A 20,443-nucleotide genomic window follows, 5' to 3' on the forward strand; every position below is an offset into this window, starting at 1 on the left:
GACCGCTTTTTTATGATTGCATTTTTTCTGTTTTAATAAATTCTGCAAGATTTTTTATGGCAGTGTCATGTATTCTCACAAATGTATTTTTCTTATCCCAAACGTAGCCTGCTAAAACTGCACATATTTTTCTTTTTACATCGGGATTTTCCGGCTGGTGGAAAAATAATTCCTGAAGATTTCCAGTGTACCATTCTTTAACATATGTTGTAAAAACATCAACTCCATATAAAATATAATCTGCAAATTCTGTTTGCCAGTCGACTTTTTCACCGTTTAACTGTCTTAATGCCAATTTTGCTGCCGTCATTCCGCCTTCTGTTGCAAAAGCCATTCCCGAGGAAAAAACCGGATCAAGGAATTCCGAAGCATTTCCTGTTAAAGCGAATCCGTCTCCGAATAAACTTTTAACGGAACAAGAATAATCTTTTAAATGTCTTGGTTCAAAAAGAAAATCTACATCCCCAAAACGTTTTACATAATAATCAGAAAGAGAAATTGCTTTTCTTAATGCTTCTGCGGTGTCTCCGTTTTTGGATAATTTGTCAATATATTCAGTTGGTCCAACGATTCCTACGCTAGTATTTCCATTAGAGAAAGGAATTACCCAAAGCCAGACTTCAGTTTCAATAATATCAAAAGAAATCAAAGTTCCTTCTGTTCCTTCTTCTCTGTTAATGTCTTCTACATGAGAAAAAATAGCGGAGTGAGGAGATAGTTTCGAAGGTTTTTCTAAATCTAAAAGTCTCGGTAAAACTCTTCCGTAACCGCTGGAATCAATGACAAATTTTGCATGAATTTCTTTTGTTTCACCCTCTTTATTTCTTACGGTCGTGATAGAATCTGTTCCGTTAAATTCAATTCCGATTACTTCGGTTTCAAATTCAAGATCAATTCCTTTATTAATCACTTCCTGAGCCAAGACATTGTCGAAATCTGCTCTGGGAACCTGCCAAGTCCAGTCCCAGCCTTCACCGAATTTATTACTGAAATCAAAGATACAGACTTCATCGCCTCTTAAAAAACGAGCTCCCAATTTTTTTTCAAAGCCCATTTTATCTAAAGCCGGAAAAAGCCCTGCTTCGTCAAAATGATCCATTACTCTCGGAATCAGGCTTTCACCCACAACCAATCTTGGAAATTTTGTCTTTTCAACAACTTTTACGTTGACATTGTTCTTCTTTAAGTATGAAGAAGATACGCAACCCGACGGTCCTGCGCCGATTACGAGCACGTCAACAAATTCTTTGCTCATCTTTGATTTTTTATTTTAATAATAACTTCTATCTTTGCCGCAAAATTAATGACAATTAATTAATATTTACAAAATTATATACTATTACTTTTTAATTCAATGAAAATAAATAACTTTTTAGAACTGAACGACTTTAAAAAAATCATCATTGAGAATGAGAAAATAGAACTGGATGAAACACTTCTTGCCAGAGTGGATAAAAGTTTTCAGTTTTTGAAGGAATTTTCAAAAAATAAAGTAATATATGGTGTGAATACAGGTTTTGGACCGATGGCACAGTTCAAAATCAGTGATGAAGATACGCATCAGCTTCAGTATAATTTAATCAGAAGCCATTCATCAGGTATAGGAAATCCGCTTCCTGCTGATGAGGTGAAAGCTTGTATGCTGGCAAGATTAAATACATTGTCTCTTGGAAATTCGGGAGTTCATCAATCGGTAGTTAATTTGCTTAAAGAATTAATAAACAGAGATGTTACACCGTTGATTTTTGAACACGGAGGTGTCGGGGCGAGTGGTGATTTAGTACAATTAGCTCATTTAGCTTTGGTTTTAATTGGTGAAGGCGAAGTTTTCTATCAGGGTGAAAGAAAATCTACAAAAGAGGTTTTTGAAGTTGAAAATTTGCAGCCTATTCAGGTTGAAATCCGTGAAGGTCTGGCCTTAATGAACGGAACTTCTGTAATGTCGGGAATTGGCGTTGTTAATGCGCATAAAGCGAATCAATTAACGAATATTTCGATTAAATTATCTTGCGCCATCAATGAAATTGTTCAGGCATACGACGATCATTTATCTCAAGCACTGAACGGAACAAAACTTCACGAAGGCCAGCAGGAAGTTGCGGCAAGAATGCGTGAACATCTGGCCGATAGCCAATTAATCAGAAAAAGAGCAGATCATTTATATACTCACTTTGAAGAGCAAGAGAAAGTTTTCAAAGAAAAAGTTCAGGAATATTATTCTATAAGATGTGTTCCGCAGATTTTGGGACCTGTTTTGGATACCTTGGAATACACTGAAAAAGTGTTGGAAAACGAAATCAATTCAGCGAACGATAATCCGATTATTAATGTTGAAGATCAGCACGTTTATCACGGAGGAAACTTCCACGGAGATTATATTTCTTTGGAAATGGACAAACTGAAAATTGTGGTGACTAAACTGACGATGCTTGCTGAAAGACAGTTAAACTATCTTTTGAATGCTAAAATCAACGAAATTTTGCCTCCATTTGTGAATTTAGGTAAATTAGGGTTTAATTTCGGGATGCAGGGTGTTCAGTTTACGGCAACATCCACGACGGCAGAAAGCCAGATGTTGTCGAATCCGATGTATGTTCACAGTATTCCGAATAATAATGACAATCAGGATATTGTAAGCATGGGAACGAATGCTGCGGTAATTTGCAGAAAAGTGATTGAAAATGCTTTTGAAGTATTGACGATTGAAGCCATCACGATTGTTCAGGCAATTGAGTATCTTGGTTTTCAGGATAAAGTTTCATCTTCAACGAAAGAATTGTATGATGAAATAAGAAAGATCATTCCGGCGTTCTCAAATGATATGGTGATGTATCCGTATTTGGAAAATGTGAGAAAATATTTAAAAGCAATGTAATTTTTTATTGAAATTAATTGTCTTATATAAGGAAGAAAAAAAGTTATACTTAAAACTAACATAAGTAACACATGAAATGTGCAATTGTAACAGGAGGCTCCAGAGGAATTGGAAGAGCAATCTGTATAAAACTGGCAGAAGATAAAATTGAGCATATTTTAATTAATTATACTTCAAACGAAGCCGCAGCGAAAGAAACGTTGGCGAAAGTTGAAGAATTGGGTTCTACAGGAGAAATTCTTAAATTCGATGTAGGAAATGCTGAAGAAACTCAAAAGGTTTTAACCGAATGGCAGGAAAATAATCCAAAAGCGATTGTTGAAATCATTGTAAATAACGCCGGGATCACAAGAGACGGATTATTTATGTGGATGCCAAGCGAAGACTGGAACGCTGTGATCAATACGAGCTTAAATGGATTTTTCAACGTAACCAATTTCTTTATTCAAAAATTATTGCGTAACAAATACGGCAGAATTATCAATATGGTTTCTGTTTCCGGAGTAAAAGGAACAGCAGGTCAGACGAATTATTCTGCGGCAAAAGGTGCTTTGGTGGGAGCTACAAAAGCTTTGGCACAGGAGGTTGCGAAAAGAAATATTACGGTAAATGCAGTAGCGCCGGGATTCATTAAAACAGATATGACTCAGGAATTTAATGAAGATGAATTGAAAGCAATGATTCCTGTGAACCGATTTGGTGAAGCGGAAGAAGTGGCAGATTTGGTAGCGTTTTTAGCTTCCAAAAAATCTTCTTACATTACAGGTGAAGTAATTAATATTAACGGTGGAATTTATTCATAAAATCAGTGAGCAGATAATAGGTTATAGTAAATAGCTGAAAACTGCAACCTAAAACTTAAGATTTTAAATGGAAAATAGGGTAGTCATTACCGGAATGGGAATTTATTCCTGCATCGGAACTTCTCTGGAGGAGGTGAAAGAATCTCTTTTTCAGGGTAAGTCCGGTATTGTTTTGGTGGATGAAAGAAAAGAATTTGGTTTCAGATCGGGATTAACGGGCGTAGTTCCAAAACCGGATTTGAAGAATCTTTTGAACCGAAGACAACGCATAAGCATGGGCGAAGAAAGTGAGTATGCTTATATCGCTACGCTTGATGCTTTAAAACAGGCAAATATTGACCAAGACTTTTTAGATAATAACGAAGTCGGAATTTTATACGGAAATGACAGCGTTTCTCAAGCAGTTGTAGAATCTATTGACATCGCAAGAGAAAAAAAAGATACGACTTTAATGGGTTCGGGAGCGATTTTTAAATCGATGAACTCCACAGTGACGATGAATCTTTCTACAATTTTTAAATTAAGGGGAATCAATTTAACTATCAGCGCAGCTTGTGCAAGCGGGTCACATTCTTTAGGGCTGGCTTATATGATGATTAAGAACGGTTTTCAGGATATGATTGTTTGTGGTGGAGCTCAGGAAACCAATAAGTATTCAATGGCAAGTTTTGATGGATTGGGTGTTTTTTCTGTGAGAGAAGACGAACCGACAAAAGCCTCAAGACCTTTCGATAAAGATAGAGATGGCTTGATTCCAAGCGGTGGTGGTGCTTCTTTAATTGTTGAAAGTTTAGAATCGGCACAAAAAAGAGGAGCAAATATCATTGCAGAAATCGTTGGTTATGGTTTTTCTTCAAATGGAGGACATATTTCTACGCCAAATGTCGACGGACCTGCTTTGGCAATGGGCAGAGCATTAAAACAATCAGGTTTTACGGCAAATGAAATCGATTATATTAATGCTCATGCGACTTCCACACCGCTTGGTGATGCAAATGAAGCTAAGGCGATTTATGAAATTTTCGGGAGTGAAATTCCGGTGAGTTCTACAAAATCTATGACAGGGCATGAATGCTGGATGGCAGGTGCAAGTGAGGTTATTTATTCCATTTTAATGATGCAGAATGATTTCGTAGCGCCAAATATCAATCTGGAAAACCCTGACGATGAGGCTAAAAAGATAAATATTGTGACTGAAACAAAAAGTCAAAAAATTGACGTATTTTTGTCGAATTCTTTCGGATTTGGGGGAACTAATTCCGCATTAATTATTAAAAAATTTAACTAAAAACATGGAAAGGGGAAAAATTGTTGCGATTGTCGACGACTTTTTAGTGAATGAATTCGAGGTAGACGGCGATGAAATCAGCAATGATGCACACTTTAAAAAAACATTAGGCTTAGACAGCTTAGATTATATTGATTTGGTAGTGGTGATCGAATCTAATTTCGGTGTGAAATTGGGTGAAGCTGACTTTAAGGAAATCATCACTTTTGAAGATTTCTATTCAACGATCGAAAGTAAAATCGCTGAAAAAAACGCATAATTATCGATTAAAAATTTACTTTAAATAACAGAACAATATACCAATTTAACAGTTTGCCAATGCTTTTGAAGACTGAATTGTTACTGTTTAAATTGCTGTATTGCTGAATTAAAACTATGAACAAGTGGAAAGGTAAATCTAAAGGGACGATTCTGGGATACCAAATTTTCGTCTGGTGCATTAGAAATATCGGAATCAGAAGTTCATATTTTGTGCTTTATTTTGTTGCTTTTTATTATTTTCTGTTTGAAAGAAAGAGCAATTGCTACTTTACCTATTACTTTCAGAAAAGACTGAATTACGGATTTTGGAAAACAAAAATCTCTCTATTTAAAAGTTACTTCACCTTCGGAACAATTTTGATTGATAAAACGGCTATTTCCGCCGGATTGAGAGAAAAATATACCTACGAATTCGACGGAATTGATAACCTGCGAAATCTTTTAGCAGAAAAAAAAGGTGGCGTTTTAATAAGTGCCCACATTGGTAATTTCGAAATTGCAGAACATTTCTTTGCAGATATTGATTTTGATTGTCAGATTAATTTAGTGACAACAGATCAGGAAGTTACAGTCATTAAAGAATATCTGGAAAGTGTTTCAGTAAAAGCGAGCAGCATTAAATTTATCTATGTTAAAGAAGATATGTCGCATATTTTCGAGATCAATGAAGCGCTGTCGAAGAACGAATTGATCTGTTTTACGGGCGACCGTTATTTTGAGGGATCTAAATTTCTTGAAGGAGATTTGCTTGGGAAAAGTGCAAAATTTCCTGCCGGTCCTTTTATGATTGCTTCTAGATTGGGCGTTCCCGTTGTGTATGTGTATGTAATGAAAGAGAAAAATCTTCATTATCATTTATACGCAAGAGTTGCCCAAAACATTAAAAAGCGCGATGCTCAGGGACTTTTAAACTCTTATACTCAGAATCTTGAGACCATGATCAAGAAATATCCTCTTCAATGGTTCAATTACTTTGATTTTTGGGATGATATTGATTAAATTTCCTACTTTTACTCCTGAAAAAACTAATTTTAAACTCAACCTATTTAAGATTTAGGATTAATTTTAATTTGTAGCTGATTATTATTTGCATAGTTTGTCATTCTGTAGGAATATAAACGGTGTTGAATACTAACGGCAAAATCGTTAATTTCTAAATTTATCTTTAAAGAAACCCATTCTTTCCTTTTGAAAACAGAATTTGACATACTTATAATCGGCAGCGGATTGGGAGGTCTTGTTTCGGCTCTAATCTTGGCGAAGGAAGGTCTGAAAGTCTGCATTCTGGAAAAAAATAATCAATACGGAGGAAATTTACAGACTTTTTCCCGTGATAAATTGATTTTTGATACTGGAGTTCATTATTTGGGAGGACTTTCAGCAGGTCAGAATCTTCATCAGTTTTTTTCTTATCTGGAAATTATGGATGAGTTAGAGCTTCAGAAAATGGATGAAGATGGGTACGATAAAATCACATTCGGAGAAGACGAGATAGAATATCCTCACGCTCAGGGTTATAAAAATTTTATTGAACAGTTGTTTCACTATTTTCCGGAAGAAAGAGAAAATCTTGAAAATTATTGTGAAGAAATTCAACGGGTTTGCAATCAGTTTCCGAGATATAATGTGGTCGGGAAAGATCATTACAATGAAGAAATTCTGCATCTCAATACCAAAAGATTTATTGAATCGATTACGCAGAATAAAAAACTACAATCTGTCTTATTAGGTTCAAATTTTTTATACGGTGGAGATTCTGAAAATATTCCATTTTACGTGCATGCTTTGACGGTCAACTCGTACATTCAAAGTGCTTACAAATGTGTAAAAGGCGGAAGTCAGATTTCAAAATTATTAATTAGAAAACTTCGTCAATATGGTGCAGAAATTCATAAGCATTCTGAAGTTTCCGAATTTATTTTTAATGAAGATAATTCCTTAACAGGCGTAAAAACGAAAGGTGGAAAAGAATATTCAGCGAAACAATTTATTTCCAATATAGAAATTCGTTCGACGATTAAACTAATTGGTGAAAAACGTTTAAAAAAATCCTTTTTGAATAGGGTTTTGAGCTGGGAACCCGTGTCGTCTTGTTTCAGTGTTTATTTGGTTTTAAAACCTCAGACTATTCCGAATTTTAATTATAATATTTACCATTATTCAAACGAAAAATTGGTTTGGAATGCGTATCGGTATAAGAAAAATTCATGGCCGGAAACGTATATGCTTTCTTGTACTCAATCGAAATATGAACCTGAATTTGCAGAAAGTCTGACCGCCATTTCATACATGGATTTTAATGAAGTGAAAGAATGGGAAAAAACGGTTAATACCGTTGTAGATGAACATGAGAGGGGGGAACTGTATGGGAAATTCAAGATGGGGAAAGCGGAAAAAATGATTACTGCTTTAGAAAAAAAAATCCCGAATATCAGAAATTGTATTAAAAATATTCATACCTCTTCTCCGTTATCCTACCGTGATTATATCGGAAGCTTTGAAGGAAATATGTACGGCTATATCAAAAACTCTGAGAATCCTTTGCAAACAATGGTTTCTCCAAGAACGAAGATCAATAATCTTTTTCTTACGGGTCAATCTGTGAATATGCATGGAATTTTAGGCTGTACGATTGGTGCTTTCAATACCTGTGCTGAAATTTTAGGGAAAGAATTGCTTGAGGAGCGATTGACACAAATGATTAATAAAAATAAAGGTGAAGAAAACTAATATATACCCTGTCATCAATACAGAAACGAAGCGTAGTAAAGAATCTCATTTTTTAAGAGAAGATTTCTCTTTTCGTCGAAATGACATAAATAAGTTAATATTTTTCATTGCTTTAACTCTTAGTATAGTGTCGTGTGGAATAAGAAAATCCATTAAACACATTCCTGAGGTAAAACAATATTCCCTTGAAATTCCGAAGGTTAATAAAATCAACGATTCTACTTTTAGCTTTAATCAAAATTATTTAACAAAGAATAAACAGCAGCTGTGGGAGCTATATATTAAAGGAAATCCTTTGCAGTTGGGTTATAATAATGGAGCTTTAACGCAAAATCTGATGCAAAAACAGGAAGAAATTTTCTTTTCTAAAGTTGAAGGTTTTGTTCCGTCAAAATTTAAGCAAAATCTTTTAAGAGGTTTTTTAAAATGGTACAACAGAAAAATGTTTTTGAATGTAAGAGAAGATTATCAGGCAGAATTGTACGGTTTGTCTCAATATTCATCAGATAAATATGATTTTATTGCTCCGAAATTTTTACGGAATATGTACTTGCATGGGGCGCACGACATTGGTCATGCAATGCAGGATTTGATGGTCGTTGGCTGTACTTCTCTTGCAGTTTGGAATGAAAATACGGAAGACGGAGATTTGCTGATTGGAAGAAATTTTGACTTTTATGTAGGTGATGATTTTGCGAAAAATAAATTGGTTCAATTTGTAGAACCGGAAGAAGGAATTCCTTACCTGTCTGTAAGTTGGCCTGGCATGATCGGGGTCGTTTCAGGAATGAATAAAGAAGGAATTACGGTAACCATCAATGCAGGAAAATCTAAAATTCCGTTGACGGCAAAAACTCCGATTTCATTGGTGACAAGGGAAATTCTGCAATATGCAAAGAACATTGATGAAGCGATTGCGATTGCCAAAAAGCGAAAAGTTTTTGTTTCAGAATCCATTTTGGTTGGAAGTGCGAATGATAAAAATGCGGTGATTATTGAAGTCTCTCCGGATAATTTTGGAGTATATAAAGTAGAAAATACAAGTCAGATTTTTTGTACCAATCATTTTCAATCGGATGCTTATAAAGATGATAAGAGAAATCAAAAGCATATTGTAGAAAGTCATTCTGAATATCGCTACGAAAAACTGCAGGAACTTTTGCAGGAAAATAAGAAGTTGAATCCTGAGAAAATGGCTTCAATTTTAAGAGATAAATCAGGATTAAAAAGTGAGAAAATAGGTTTTGGAAATGAAAAGGCTATCAATCAATTGCTGGCACATCATGCGGTGATCTTTTCGCCTCAAAAAAAGTTGGTTTGGGTGTCTTCGAATCCTTATCAATTGGGCGAATTTGTCTGTTATGATCTCAATGAAATTTTTTCCGAGAAAAGATTGAAAAGCGGGAAATTTTCAAGATCAGATTTAAATATTGCGAAAGATCCATTTGTAGATTCTCAGGAATTCAAAAATTATGAGGAATATAAAAAGCTGAGTTCTCAGATTGAAGATGCCATCGATCATAAAGAACAAATGCTTTCAGAAGAATTTATCAGTCATTATCAATCTTTGAATCCGGATTTTTGGCTTGTTTACTATCAAGCTGGAAAATATTATTTTAATCAAAAAGAATATGCTAAAGCAAAAACAGAATTCGAAAAAGCATTGACTAAAGAAATCACAACCGTTCCAGATAAAGAAAATGTGGAAAAATATTTATATAAAACATTAAAAAAGTTAAAATAATTTCAGATTTAGTGTAATAATTTTGGGCTGAAAGTTATTTGTATTCATTCTATTTACTTAAAATTCTTAAAGATTTGATTTGTGTTTTATTAATGTTTTGTGGGTTTTTGTTGTTGAATTTATTTTAATTTAATCGTTGTGTTTTTGTATTTTAACTGAATTGTCGTTTTTGTTGATAAAAATGTTTGGTGGAAAGTAGATTTATTATTTATATTCGTTTTTTAAATTGAATGTGAATGAAAAAATTTTACTTATTATCTTTATTGTGTTTTTTAATCCTGTTTTCCTGTAAAAGTGACGAAAAAATAGAAAGCGTTGAAACTGAAACTTCATTTGTTAATTTCAATATTGATGCAGTTCCTTATACAAAATTGTCAACCTACGCGTTCTTTACGGGAGATCTTAAAAATCTGATTCCTAATACAAAAGTGATTCCTTACGAGCCGGCAAGCTCTCTTTTTACAGATTATGCATCGAAAAAAAGATTTATCTGGATGCCAAGCGGCGTGAAAGCAAGTTATGATGCAGATGATAAGACATTGAATTTCCCTGTAGGAACGGTTTTAATCAAAAACTTTTATTACAATACGATACAGCCGGGTAATACTACAAAAATTATTGAAACCCGATTGATGATTAAAAAATCAAGTGGCTGGATTTTCGCAGAGTATTTATGGAATGATGCTCAGACAGAAGCAGAACTGGTAACCGGAACAGATTTTACAAGCGGAAGCTCCAAAAATATTACATTTAAAAAAGATAATAACGAAGTTGTTACCACCGATTACAGAATTCCATCTGAAACAGAATGTTTGGCGTGTCATAAATTAGATAACAAACCAATTCCCATTGGTGTAAAACCGCAAAACTTAAATGTTTCCTACAATTATCCGAACGGAATTAAAAACCAGCTTCAGAAATTAGTGGATGAAGGTTATTTGCAAAGTTATCCTTCCAATATCGTTTCTACTGTAAATTATAAAGATACGGGCAAGCCTTTAGATATCAGATTGAGATCTTATCTGGATATCAACTGTGCACACTGCCATCAGGACAATGCACGCTGTGATTATCGGGCAATTCGTTTAAGCTTCAGCCAGACAACTGCTTTGTCAAAATTAGGGGTTTGTGTAATGGCTGACGAACCGATTGATCCTTCATTAGAAAGAATTATCACACCGGGAAATTCTAATAAATCTGTTATGCATTTCAGGCTTAATTCTGTCAATGAAAATACAAGAATGCCTTTACTGGGCAGAACGATTGTTCATGATGAAGGGGTTGATCTTTTAAAACAGTGGATCAATACGTTAAATCAGAACTGTCCATAAAAATTAATAATAACCAATAAACGAACTGATTAAAATGAAACGAAATCTATCCCTTTTTGTAGTCATGCTAAATGTTGCATGGGGAACCGCACAATTAACATGTGCCACCGCAGTTCCTTTGGCCGTAGGAACAGTTACAGCCCCGGCCGTTACAGGAGATGCACCGATAACGGCGTGTTCTTTGGGAGCACCGGGCTTGAAAGGATTATGGTATAAATATACTCCTACAGAAAATAAGACAATAAAAATTACCACATCTGCAGCCGGACAGAATGCAGATACCCGTATGATGGTCTTTACGGGGAATTGCGGAGCGCTAACCTGTTTGACTGCCAATGATGATTTTACAGGAACATTTTCTCAGGTGACTTTTAATGCAGTTGCCGGGACAACGTATTATATAGCCTTTGACAACAAATATTCTTCTTTAGGTTTTAATATTAATCTCTCTGAAGTCGTTATAGTGGTTACTCCGGATCGTCTGTCTTTTGTTTCGCAACCAGTATCGATTACCGGAAATTTTAATAATTGTATCGTAGACATGAACGGAGATTATCTTGATGATATTGTTTCTGTGGTAAGTGCTACACAAATTATGATTTCTTATCAACAGCCAGGAGGTGGATTCAATAATATTACCTATACAGTCCCAACAACAACGATAACGCCTTCTTGGAGTATTGCTGCGGGAGATTATGATAATAACGGCTATAATGATCTCGTTTATGGCTCAGGAAGCGGAATTGCTTTGGTGAAAGCTAATGCAAATGGTACAGGATTTACTTCTGAGAAAAAGCCACAATCTTTTTTAGTACAGAGAACAAATTTTATCGACATCAATAATGACGGAAGACTGGATGCTTTCGTGTGTGACGATAATGGTCCGAACAGATATTATATGAACGACGGAACGAATATGAATCACAACCAAGGTGGATTGGGAGATTTCCCTTCCGGCGGAAACTACGGTTCTATCTGGATTGATTATGATAACGATGGTGATATGGATTTATATATCGCTAAGTGTAGTGGCGGCGGTTCAGGTCCCGGCGGAAACATCGATGAACTTCACAAAAACAATGGAAACGGAACATTCACGAATGTGGCTGCTACGGCAAATATGGCAAATGCTACTCAGACATGGTCTTCGGCATGGGGAGATTTTAATAATGACGGCTGGATGGATGCCGTTATCGGTATTAATTCTACAAGCAACGGTCTGAGCAAAGTCATGAAAAATAATGGCGACGGAACATTTACAGATAAATCAGCAGGTTCAGGTTATGATGCAACAAATGCTTTAAGCCGAGAATATGTTACTCATGATTTTGATAATGATGGATTTTTAGACATTTTGGGTGCAAGTAACACAATCATGTTCGGAAATGGTGATTTTACGTTTACTCCAAACCCAAATGCTTATAATTTAGGTTATTACGATCGTCCTATCGGAGACTTAAATAATGACGGATTCCTCGATATTCAGAATGGAAACAGTGTTTTGATGAATGCCGGAAATACCAATAAATGGCTGAAAGTAACCTTAAAAGGAACTCAAAGTAACAGAAACGGAATCGGTGCAAGAGTTGAGATTTATGGTGCCTGGGGAAAACAGATCCGTGATGTACAAAGCGGAACAGGATTCGGAAATATGAGTACACTAAACGCACATTTCGGAATCGGTCAGGCTACGGCAATTACAAAAGTGGTGGTAAAATGGCCTTCAGGATTGGTTGATATTATTAATAATGTAACTCCGAACACGACGCTAAACGTAATAGAAGGATCATTCTTAAATACTAAAGAAGTTGAAGCGGCTCAGGAAGTTTTCACGGTTTATCCAAATCCAACGGATGATTTGATTAATTTCAAAACTAAAAAAGATTTTGTTCCTGTAGATGCTAAAGTCTATGAAATGAGTGGAAGAATGGTTTTACAAACGAAGATAGAAAGAAATTCAATTTCAATTAAAGAATTAAACGCAGGGAATTATATGTTGATCGTAATAGATAAAAACGGACAGAAATATTCTCAAAAAATAACAAAGAAATAATCAATTAAATAACAACTATTCTCATGCTGCAAGGTCGAAAGGCTTTGCAGTTTTTATTGATTAATCGTTCTCCGGGCTTAGTTTATTCAAGAAAAGAAAAGTCGCAACACCGGAAATTACCGACATTGAAGTGGCTAAAATAAAACTTCCGATAATATATTGAACAAGATTATTTTTTATGAGTTCAAAATTAAGTTCCTGGCTCAGAAGGTTGCTTTCTCCATGCACGAATGGAGATCCGAGAAACAAAGATGCGGCAATAATAAACGGAATAAACGGTGGTAAACTCACATTGGAAGAAACAAAAGCCAAGACTTTATTCAGCTTAAAAAGGACAGATAGGGAAATCACCAATAATGTATGGAATCCCCAAAACGGAGAAAACCCAATGAAAACACCCAACGCAATAGAAAATGCTTTAATGCGATTGCTTCCGTCGCTTTCTAAAACATCTTCTTTTATGAATCTTTTAAAACTTTTTTTTTTGAAATTATTCACGAAGTTTCTCGGAATAATATAGACTAAAGTAATCGTTACTAAAATCGTATTCAAAATACTGATTCTTGTAAAATCCTTAAATGGTCGGAAATGCGAAACCCTTTCAGCAGGATCATACAATACTTTTATCGGAACATTTTTTACATGAACGTGCCGCCACGCAGTTCTTACAATAATTTCAATCTCGAACTCAAATTTGGGCGTAAAATATTTTTTTGGAATTTTATGTAAAGGATATAATCGATAACCGGATTGAGTATCTTCCAGCTTAGTGCCCGTCTCAAACCAAAACCAGAAATTAGAAAAACGATTTCCGAAACTGCTTTTTTTCGGAATTCCGTCTTGAGACATATTTCGGTTCCCGATTAATAAAACATCTTCTTTTTCATTTAATAAAGCTTCAACGAAGACAGGAATGTCATCAGGATAATGCTGTCCGTCAGAATCAATCGTGATAGCGTAATGATAACCTAATTCTTTTGCTTTTCTGAAGCCAATTTTCAACCCATTCCCTTTTCCTTTATTCTCAGGTAAATTAATTACATTTATTTGTGAATAATGATGTAAAATATTCTGAGTAGAATCGGTTGATCCGTCATTTACAACAATAATGTTTTCAGTGTAATCTAACACACCATCAATCACTCTTTTCAGAGTTTTTTCATTATTGTAAGTAGGTATTAAAACACATATTTTCTTTTCAGAAATTGCATTTTGTACTTCAGGAAGGGTCATTGTTTTATTTTAATGTTGCTCTTTCTTCAGCAGTCATTGTTTTAGACTGAGCAGCAAATCTTTTAATATAGTTTTTTAAAGCCGTATTTTGCTTTCCGTAATTAGCAAGAATAAATACTTTATCATCTTTAAGACTTCCGCGATATCCGACAATTTTGGGAATATTTTCCTGAACACTCATTCTAATTATCCTTAGCTCGATGTTATTAGAATTAGATTTAATAACAGATTCCAGATCTGTCGCTCCGGATTTCACAAGTGCTTTTCTGTTCTGTTTGGTAATTTTGGCTTCCATAATCTTTGCAGCGGCTTTATAACCTTGGATCACAGGGTCAGAGCCTGAAGTTTTTTCTGCTGTATTAATAAAAGCCTCGGTATTGGCATTCGAAGAATTTGCTTTTGCATAACTTTCTCTCAACGATTCAAGACCCGATTGAAAGAAAAGGAAGAAGGCTGTTAAAAATGAAAAGATAAGTTTCATTATGTCAATTTTTTATAATTTACTGACAATTTTAATGCAATAGTCTCGCCAAAAGAAGTTGTATTTTTTACTTTCACTTCTTCATCACTTTCGTTGATATCCAGTTGAAGTTTTAATTCAGGCGTTTCAAAAGGATTGATGATCGCCATAAACTTCACATTGGAAGCCGTCTTTAAAAATAATTCTCTGCCTGTAAATTCTTCAGTAAGTTCTTTTACGATCTGCATCATACAAACGCCCGGTGTTACAGGATTTCCCGGAAAATGACCTTTGAAAATGTCATGGTCTTGATTTAATGTAATATTGGCGACAAAACTTCCGCTTTCTGCCTTTTCGTATGATTTTAATGTATAAAAATCTGTAAGGATGGTCTGCATATTATTCTGTTTCAGTTATTTGAAATAGTTTTATATTGATCTTGAAATCTTTGTGTTGAAGATTCAAACTATCAGCGAAGATATGTTTTTTTGCATCAAAAGTAAAATCGATTTTTTCCTTATTATTTTTAGTATAAACGATTTGTTTCAGTAAACCATTTTCTTTATCAAAGAATAAGTAATATGTTTTTTTATCAATTTTTGAAAGATAGATATTAGAATTTTCGTTTTCGAAACTTTTACTCACAGGATATTTTCTTTTTAAAAGTTCCTGAAAATCATTCTTTAAAAAATTAATGACCATTTTTTTATCTAAATCGGGAAGAACATAATTCAGTTTAAAATTATTATCTGAAATTTCAAAATCAATTAATTTATTTCCGAAATCTGAAGTCATAACAACACGGTGAGTGCTTTCGTTAAGCTTTTTTACTATTAAAATTCCACTTACGTGATTGCTGTAAATGTCCATCTGGCATTTATAAACATAATCTTCATCGGAAGAAAAATATAAATTTTCAACTGTTTTTTCAGAATTGGAAACAAGTTTTGCGTCCGTTAATCTGTACGTTTTACACGAAACGAACAATAAGAAAATCAGGCTATAAACTGAATTCTGAAGCAGCAATCGGCGCATTGATCTTTGTATTTTTAAAAACAATATTCGTAGTGTCACCCGAAGCCTCAGTCATATTAACCTGCGAAACCGTTGACTGACCTTTTGGAAAACTCAGTTCGATCTGCTTAATATATTTCAGCAACTGTGCTGATTTCGGGGTAAATTTTGCAATATTGTAATTGACATTTTTAAAATAAGAAACTGAAAATTCAGGATCATTAAACATCTGTCCGTTTGAACTTCCCACAATCAGTTTGTTGATTTTTTCAAAAGTTTTGCTTTTTGCATCCACAGAAGATTTTTTGCCCTGATCGTTGATGAAAATTTTATTATCCTTAAAAATAATGCTGTACTGATAAGGTTTCGTATACTTCCAGCTTAGCATATTTGGAGTTTTTAAAGACATTTTTCCGTACGTTACGATGCTCTTATCCAAAAAATCCATTTTCTTGGTCTGGGTGAAATCACTTTGCAAAGTTTTTATTTCTTTGGTTTCCGACGAAACTTTGGCTACAAATGCTTTTGCCTCCGTTCCAGACATTGCTGTATTTTGAGCAAAAAAGAAACTGGAAACTAATAAATAGGCGAGGAAAGCAATATTTTTAATCATTTTTTTTGATTTTTATTCATTGAATCAACTGTAAAAGTTGAGTAATTCTTCTCCTCCAAAAATACTAATAAATCTCTCAACACATTGTACGTTTTTTCGGAAGTGTCGTGAAGAAGAATGATACTTCCTTTTTTTAAGCCTTTTGTGACTTTTCGGTAAATTTTTTTCTCATTATCTGTAATCGTATCTAACGAGCGAACATTCCAACCGATGCTTTGTTTTTGAGTCTTTTTGATTGCTTTTGCAATACTTGGATTAGTGACTCCGAAAGGAGGCCGGTACAAATTGGTCTTTAAATTTCCCACATTTAACATCACTTCATCACATTTATCAATTTCCTCAATCATTTTTGAAGTTGATAAAAATCCGGTGTTGTTGGAATGTGAAAGTGTGTGATTTCCAATGGTATGACCTTCGGCAATAATTCTTTGAAAAGTTTCAGGATATTTTTCAATCTGTTTTCCGATACAGAAAAAGGTAGCTTTTGTATTGTTTTCTTTTAATAAATCTAAAAATTTCGGAGTAAATTCAGTCGGTCCATCATCAAAAGTCAAAGCAATTTCTTTAATTTTTGTTATTTTGTGAGTAACGCTGTTGATGAAATATCCTAAAGTTATATCAAAAGAACCCCAAACAACCACCGCAGAAAACAGTAAAAAACAAAATAAATAAACCCAGAAAGTTCCATGAAACGCATAAATAAAAACGTTACAGAAAAGATAAAATAGGATAAATTGATAATGTTTCATCTTTTATTGTTTTGAATTTTTGGTTTAAAATTTTTTGTTTCAGGATCCAAACCTCACATGTTTATTACATTTAAAAAATTAAGCTTTCCCCAACAAAACCAAACTATGATCACTCCCACCCAAATGATTATAAAGAAGAATGTTTTTGATTTCTTTCGTCTTCACAGAATTAATCATCATCACTTCTGGAATCTCCTGATTTTTAAGAATATGACAAGCTATAAATGTTGAAAAACCACTTGCTGTATTGAATTCTCCACTTAAATGTTTGTAATATACTAATGCAGAATTTTCAAATAAATCCATTGCTTTTGTATAATAAACATCCGATTTTGCATCTCCGCTGAAACCTAAAATTACAGCATCAATATGATCTGTTTTCAAATTATTTTTAACTAAGAAATCTTCAATAAATTTTGGAGTTTCTTCTAAATCTAATGTATTAATGATTTGAATATCTTTTAATTGAGCGTAAGAAGTTTCTGTTTTATCTTTTCCTAAAACAAAAAAACTTGCCCCTTCTCCCCAAATTGACCCATCAGTTGTTGAATTCAAATAGTCAACGGGAAGATTTTCTTCTTTTTTAATGGTTTTGTTTAATTTATACAATTCCATTGTTCGGTCGGTTTGCTCGTCTGTTGAACCTACCAGAACGTTTTCTGCTTCGCCATCATTAATCTGCAATTTTGCATCCAACAATGAAAATTCCAGAGATGAAGAAGTATTTACATACGTGAAATTATAACCGTGACACTGTAATCCCAGAGCAATTTGTCCTGCAACGGTATTGTGAGTAGATTGAATAAAAAACGTCGGAGTCAAAAACTCTTCATTATTATCCAATACATTTTTTAAGAATTTTTCAGAATCCTGAGAACAGCCGATTCCTGTTCCCACGATAACAGCATCGGGCTTTTCAATTCCGGCTTCTTTTAAAGCATATTGTGAAGCTACTGAACTCATTTTTACGGTTTTAGACATTCTTCTGATCATTGCAGGCGGAATGAATTCTTTGTAAATCGGTTCGATAGCTTTTAATACCTGAGGTGAATTGACAGGTTTAAGATTGGTGAAAAAATTTTCATTTAAAGTATCCTGAACAGAGATACAAGCCGTACTGTTAATATAAACTGGAATCATGATTTTGAGAAAATTAAAGTTGAACAATTTCCTCCAAAACCAAATGAATTGGAAAGAACATGATTGATGTTTTTCTCTTTGAGTTCAGTCACTGGTGTTAAATTAAATTCCTCCATTTTTGTTTTAAAATTCAGATTCGGAAAAATTACATTGTTATTCATTGCCAATAATGAATATACTGCTTCAATTCCCGCAGCAGCAGCCAAAGTGTGACCTGTAAATGCTTTTGTAGAACTGAATTCAGGAACATTGTTTTCTCCAAAAATTCGGATCATTGCAATTCCTTCCGATAAATCATTATTCGGAGTTGCCGTTCCGTGAACATTAATATAATCGATGTTTTCTTTCTCTAAACCAGAAACTTTTAACGCTTTTTCCATCGCTAAATAAGCACCTTGTCCGTTTTCCGAAGAAGCGGTTTGATGATGAGCGTCATTGGCATTTCCGTATCCTGAAAGATAACCTAAAACTTTTTTATTTTGTTTTTTAACAACTTCATCAGATTCTAAAACAATGAAAGCGGCTGCCTCACCCAAATTCAGACCTTTTCTGTCGTTATCAAATGGAGTATTATAAGAATCCGTCAAAATCATCAGGGTATTAAAACCATTCAAAGTAAATTTTGAAAGTGAGTCTGTACCGCCGACAATCACACGATCTAAAACTCCGTTTTTAATCAGTTTTGCACCCATCATAATCGCATTGGCAGCAGACGAACAGGCCGTACTGATGGTTGAAACCATACCTTTTAAGCCCAGATAATCTGCAATCAATAATGATGAATTTCCCGCATCATGTGAGTCAATGTATTTTTGCTTATCAGGGAAGTCTTCGTAAGTGTAGAAATATTTTTCCGTAATATCCATTCCGCCAACGCTGGTTGAGGAAATCAGTCCGGTTTTATATTCATTAATGTTAGAAATTCCGGCACTTTCTACAGCTTCTTTTGCGGCAACCATTCCTAATAAAGAAGTTCTTGTCGCATTATTATCTTCATTTAGCTGAAGTTTTTCAACAAGCTCTTTATTAGACAATTTTATCTCGCCCGTTTTGATATTTCCGGCGTGGCGGGTTTCAAAAAGGCTAATGTCTGAAATTCCGTGCTTTCCGGTCGTCAACGAAACAAAATTTTCTTCCACATTGTTCCCAATGGCGGAAATGATTCCCATTCCTGTTATGGCAATTTTTTGACTCATCTTTTAATAATGTACCAGTGTGTCAATTTACCAGTGTACCAAAATTGTTACATTGATATATTGTTAGATTGAATTATTTCGTTCTGTTTTCTTCAATGAATTTAGCCATTGTATCGATAGACGTAAAAATTTCCTTTCCTTTTTTCGGATCGGCTAATTTGATTCCGTATTCTTTATCAAGAAGTACGATCAATTCCAAAGCATCAATAGAATCCAAACCAAGACCTCCTCCGAATAAAGGATCTGTATCTTTGATTTCTTCTACTGCAATGTCTTCAAGATTAAGGACTTCTACGATTTTGTGTTTTAATTCTTCTCTTAAGTTTTCCATAATTTCTTTAATTTACAATGTATCAGTTTACCAATTTTAAGATTGTTATAGTGTTACACTGTTATATTGTTACATTTATAAAGTCAGCAAATATACGAAAGCATTATAACTTTCCTGATATAGTTCTACCCAGCCACACAATACTTTATCAGCCTTTCCAGACTGTAAAATCTGTTCCGAGTAATCGGTTAAAAATTTTTCATCAAATTCATCCAAAACGAAAAAAGCGTTCTCTGTCTGCATTTTATGTCTGATACTGATTTCACCCACACAAATATTGGGTAGGGTGTATACAAAAACTGCAGGACTCGGAAAATAATTTTCCTGAGAATTAATGCTTTCCTGATATTTAAAATCAGTATCTAAACTTGATGATTTGTTGGCAAAAACTAAAGCGGTTCTGCTATGGTCTTCATCCTTTAAAATCATTTCAGAAGCTAGAAAAGCCAATTTGCTCAAATTATCCATTTTATGAAATTTAGGATAATTCAGTTCTAAACTTTTATAAGCTTCTTTCGCAAAATCTGAAAAATTTTCGGTTTTGGTTTCAAAAATAATTTCGTTGTTGAGAATTATCTTTGAATTTTCTATGCTGCAAATGTCTGTTTTCTTCATCATCTTC

At 34.2% G+C, this 20,443-nt stretch carries 20 protein-coding genes; 9 read left to right on the plus strand and 11 right to left on the minus strand.

The window, feature by feature from the left end; genetic code table 11:
* Window positions 1–10: 10 nt before the first annotated feature.
* Window positions 11–1,255, minus strand: a complete 1,245-nt coding sequence (locus tag ASG22_RS15585) for an NAD(P)/FAD-dependent oxidoreductase (RefSeq protein WP_055986597.1) — start codon at window positions 1,253–1,255, stop codon at window positions 11–13.
* Between the two features lie 99 nt (window positions 1,256–1,354).
* On the opposite strand from ASG22_RS15585, the gene hutH reads away from it, so the two are divergent.
* The 9 genes from hutH to ASG22_RS15630 all read left to right on the plus strand — a co-directional run bounded on the left by hutH (window position 1,355) and on the right by ASG22_RS15630 (window position 13,085).
* Window positions 1,355–2,875, plus strand: a complete 1,521-nt coding sequence (gene hutH / locus ASG22_RS15590; RefSeq protein ID WP_055986599.1) for a histidine ammonia-lyase — start codon at window positions 1,355–1,357, stop codon at window positions 2,873–2,875.
* A gap of 71 nt (window positions 2,876–2,946) precedes the next feature.
* Entirely contained in the window at window positions 2,947–3,678 is a 732-nt protein-coding gene (fabG, locus tag ASG22_RS15595) for a 3-oxoacyl-ACP reductase FabG (RefSeq protein WP_055986602.1), read from the plus strand.
* A 67-nt stretch (window positions 3,679–3,745) separates the two neighbouring features.
* The gene (locus tag ASG22_RS15600) at window positions 3,746–4,966 is read left to right on the plus strand and encodes a beta-ketoacyl-[acyl-carrier-protein] synthase family protein (protein ID WP_055986605.1); all 1,221 of its coding nucleotides are present in this window, start codon (window positions 3,746–3,748) and stop codon (window positions 4,964–4,966) included.
* Between the two features lie 4 nt (window positions 4,967–4,970).
* Complete coding sequence (locus tag ASG22_RS15605; protein ID WP_055986608.1) at window positions 4,971–5,225, plus strand: acyl carrier protein; 255 nt, start codon at window positions 4,971–4,973, stop codon at window positions 5,223–5,225.
* A gap of 116 nt (window positions 5,226–5,341) precedes the next feature.
* Complete coding sequence (locus tag ASG22_RS15610) at window positions 5,342–6,226, plus strand: lipid A biosynthesis acyltransferase (RefSeq protein WP_055986611.1); 885 nt, start codon at window positions 5,342–5,344, stop codon at window positions 6,224–6,226.
* A gap of 189 nt (window positions 6,227–6,415) precedes the next feature.
* Entirely contained in the window at window positions 6,416–7,957 is a 1,542-nt protein-coding gene (locus tag ASG22_RS15615) for a phytoene desaturase family protein (RefSeq protein WP_055986614.1), read from the plus strand.
* Between the two features lie 127 nt (window positions 7,958–8,084).
* Window positions 8,085–9,701, plus strand: coding sequence for a C45 family autoproteolytic acyltransferase/hydolase (locus tag ASG22_RS15620; protein ID WP_238586929.1), 1,617 nt, complete (start codon window positions 8,085–8,087; stop codon window positions 9,699–9,701).
* Window positions 9,702–9,937: 236 nt separating this feature from the next.
* Window positions 9,938–11,032 (plus strand): hypothetical protein, encoded by a 1,095-nt coding sequence (locus ASG22_RS15625; protein ID WP_055986616.1) that lies wholly within the window; start codon window positions 9,938–9,940, stop codon window positions 11,030–11,032.
* A gap of 34 nt (window positions 11,033–11,066) precedes the next feature.
* The gene (locus ASG22_RS15630) at window positions 11,067–13,085 is read left to right on the plus strand and encodes an FG-GAP-like repeat-containing protein (RefSeq protein WP_082505020.1); all 2,019 of its coding nucleotides are present in this window, start codon (window positions 11,067–11,069) and stop codon (window positions 13,083–13,085) included.
* Between the two features lie 60 nt (window positions 13,086–13,145).
* Here ASG22_RS15630 and ASG22_RS15635 read toward each other — a convergent pair whose 3' ends face one another.
* From ASG22_RS15635 to ASG22_RS15680, 10 genes are all read right to left on the minus strand, one after another.
* The gene (locus ASG22_RS15635; RefSeq protein WP_055986620.1) at window positions 13,146–14,318 is read right to left on the minus strand and encodes a DUF2062 domain-containing protein; all 1,173 of its coding nucleotides are present in this window, start codon (window positions 14,316–14,318) and stop codon (window positions 13,146–13,148) included.
* Between the two features lie 4 nt (window positions 14,319–14,322).
* Window positions 14,323–14,799 (minus strand): hypothetical protein, encoded by a 477-nt coding sequence (locus ASG22_RS15640; protein WP_055986623.1) that lies wholly within the window; start codon window positions 14,797–14,799, stop codon window positions 14,323–14,325.
* The gene (locus ASG22_RS15645) at window positions 14,799–15,176 is read right to left on the minus strand and encodes a 3-hydroxyacyl-ACP dehydratase (protein WP_082505021.1); all 378 of its coding nucleotides are present in this window, start codon (window positions 15,174–15,176) and stop codon (window positions 14,799–14,801) included. The genes ASG22_RS15640 and ASG22_RS15645 overlap by 1 nt, the downstream gene beginning before the upstream one ends.
* Window position 15,177: 1 nt before the next feature.
* Window positions 15,178–15,813, minus strand: coding sequence for a hypothetical protein (locus ASG22_RS15650; RefSeq protein ID WP_055986626.1), 636 nt, complete (start codon window positions 15,811–15,813; stop codon window positions 15,178–15,180).
* Complete coding sequence (locus ASG22_RS15655) at window positions 15,779–16,405, minus strand: LolA family protein (RefSeq protein ID WP_055986628.1); 627 nt, start codon at window positions 16,403–16,405, stop codon at window positions 15,779–15,781. The genes ASG22_RS15650 and ASG22_RS15655 overlap by 35 nt, the downstream gene beginning before the upstream one ends.
* Window positions 16,402–17,154, minus strand: coding sequence for a polysaccharide deacetylase family protein (locus ASG22_RS15660; protein ID WP_055986631.1), 753 nt, complete (start codon window positions 17,152–17,154; stop codon window positions 16,402–16,404). The genes ASG22_RS15655 and ASG22_RS15660 overlap by 4 nt, the downstream gene beginning before the upstream one ends.
* Window positions 17,155–17,232: 78 nt before the next feature.
* Window positions 17,233–18,294, minus strand: a complete 1,062-nt coding sequence (locus tag ASG22_RS15665) for a beta-ketoacyl synthase N-terminal-like domain-containing protein (RefSeq protein ID WP_055986636.1) — start codon at window positions 18,292–18,294, stop codon at window positions 17,233–17,235.
* On the minus strand, window positions 18,291–19,490 hold the full coding sequence (locus ASG22_RS15670; RefSeq protein ID WP_055986639.1) for a beta-ketoacyl-[acyl-carrier-protein] synthase family protein: 1,200 nt from the start codon (window positions 19,488–19,490) through the stop codon (window positions 18,291–18,293). Before ASG22_RS15670 ends, ASG22_RS15665 begins: the two co-directional genes overlap by 4 nt.
* Window positions 19,491–19,563: 73 nt before the next feature.
* Window positions 19,564–19,821 carry a phosphopantetheine-binding protein gene (locus ASG22_RS15675; RefSeq protein ID WP_055986641.1) on the minus strand — a complete coding sequence of 86 codons (258 nt, stop codon included), beginning with the start codon at window positions 19,819–19,821 and terminating at the stop codon, window positions 19,564–19,566.
* A 75-nt stretch (window positions 19,822–19,896) separates the two neighbouring features.
* Window positions 19,897–20,439: a hypothetical protein gene (locus ASG22_RS15680; protein ID WP_055986882.1), complete on the minus strand. Its 543-nt coding sequence runs from the start codon at window positions 20,437–20,439 to the stop codon at window positions 19,897–19,899.
* Window positions 20,440–20,443 lie beyond the last annotated feature (4 nt).

It is taken from the genome of Chryseobacterium sp. Leaf405 (assembly GCF_001425355.1).
Lineage (GTDB): Bacteria > Bacteroidota > Bacteroidia > Flavobacteriales > Weeksellaceae > Chryseobacterium.

Excerpts from the sequence above, each read along its gene's own strand:
- ASG22_RS15585 (WP_055986597.1), bottom strand. The coding sequence starts at position 1,255 with ATGAGCAAAGAATTTGTTGACGTGCTCGTAATCGGCGCAGGACCGTCG.
- hutH (WP_055986599.1), top strand. The coding sequence starts at position 1,355 with ATGAAAATAAATAACTTTTTAGAACTGAACGACTTTAAAAAAATCATC.
- fabG (WP_055986602.1), top strand. The coding sequence starts at position 2,947 with ATGAAATGTGCAATTGTAACAGGAGGCTCCAGAGGAATTGGAAGAGCA.
- ASG22_RS15600 (WP_055986605.1), top strand. The coding sequence starts at position 3,746 with ATGGAAAATAGGGTAGTCATTACCGGAATGGGAATTTATTCCTGCATC.
- ASG22_RS15605 (WP_055986608.1), top strand. The coding sequence starts at position 4,971 with ATGGAAAGGGGAAAAATTGTTGCGATTGTCGACGACTTTTTAGTGAAT.
- ASG22_RS15610 (WP_055986611.1), top strand. The coding sequence starts at position 5,342 with ATGAACAAGTGGAAAGGTAAATCTAAAGGGACGATTCTGGGATACCAA.
- ASG22_RS15625 (WP_055986616.1), top strand. The coding sequence starts at position 9,938 with ATGAAAAAATTTTACTTATTATCTTTATTGTGTTTTTTAATCCTGTTT.
- ASG22_RS15630 (WP_082505020.1), top strand. The coding sequence starts at position 11,067 with ATGAAACGAAATCTATCCCTTTTTGTAGTCATGCTAAATGTTGCATGG.
- ASG22_RS15635 (WP_055986620.1), bottom strand. The coding sequence starts at position 14,318 with ATGACCCTTCCTGAAGTACAAAATGCAATTTCTGAAAAGAAAATATGT.
- ASG22_RS15640 (WP_055986623.1), bottom strand. The coding sequence starts at position 14,799 with ATGAAACTTATCTTTTCATTTTTAACAGCCTTCTTCCTTTTCTTTCAA.
- ASG22_RS15645 (WP_082505021.1), bottom strand. The coding sequence starts at position 15,176 with ATGCAGACCATCCTTACAGATTTTTATACATTAAAATCATACGAAAAG.
- ASG22_RS15650 (WP_055986626.1), bottom strand. The coding sequence starts at position 15,813 with ATGCGCCGATTGCTGCTTCAGAATTCAGTTTATAGCCTGATTTTCTTA.
- ASG22_RS15655 (WP_055986628.1), bottom strand. The coding sequence starts at position 16,405 with ATGATTAAAAATATTGCTTTCCTCGCCTATTTATTAGTTTCCAGTTTC.
- ASG22_RS15660 (WP_055986631.1), bottom strand. The coding sequence starts at position 17,154 with ATGAAACATTATCAATTTATCCTATTTTATCTTTTCTGTAACGTTTTT.
- ASG22_RS15665 (WP_055986636.1), bottom strand. The coding sequence starts at position 18,294 with ATGATTCCAGTTTATATTAACAGTACGGCTTGTATCTCTGTTCAGGAT.
- ASG22_RS15670 (WP_055986639.1), bottom strand. The coding sequence starts at position 19,490 with ATGAGTCAAAAAATTGCCATAACAGGAATGGGAATCATTTCCGCCATT.
- ASG22_RS15675 (WP_055986641.1), bottom strand. The coding sequence starts at position 19,821 with ATGGAAAACTTAAGAGAAGAATTAAAACACAAAATCGTAGAAGTCCTT.
- ASG22_RS15680 (WP_055986882.1), bottom strand. The coding sequence starts at position 20,439 with ATGATGAAGAAAACAGACATTTGCAGCATAGAAAATTCAAAGATAATT.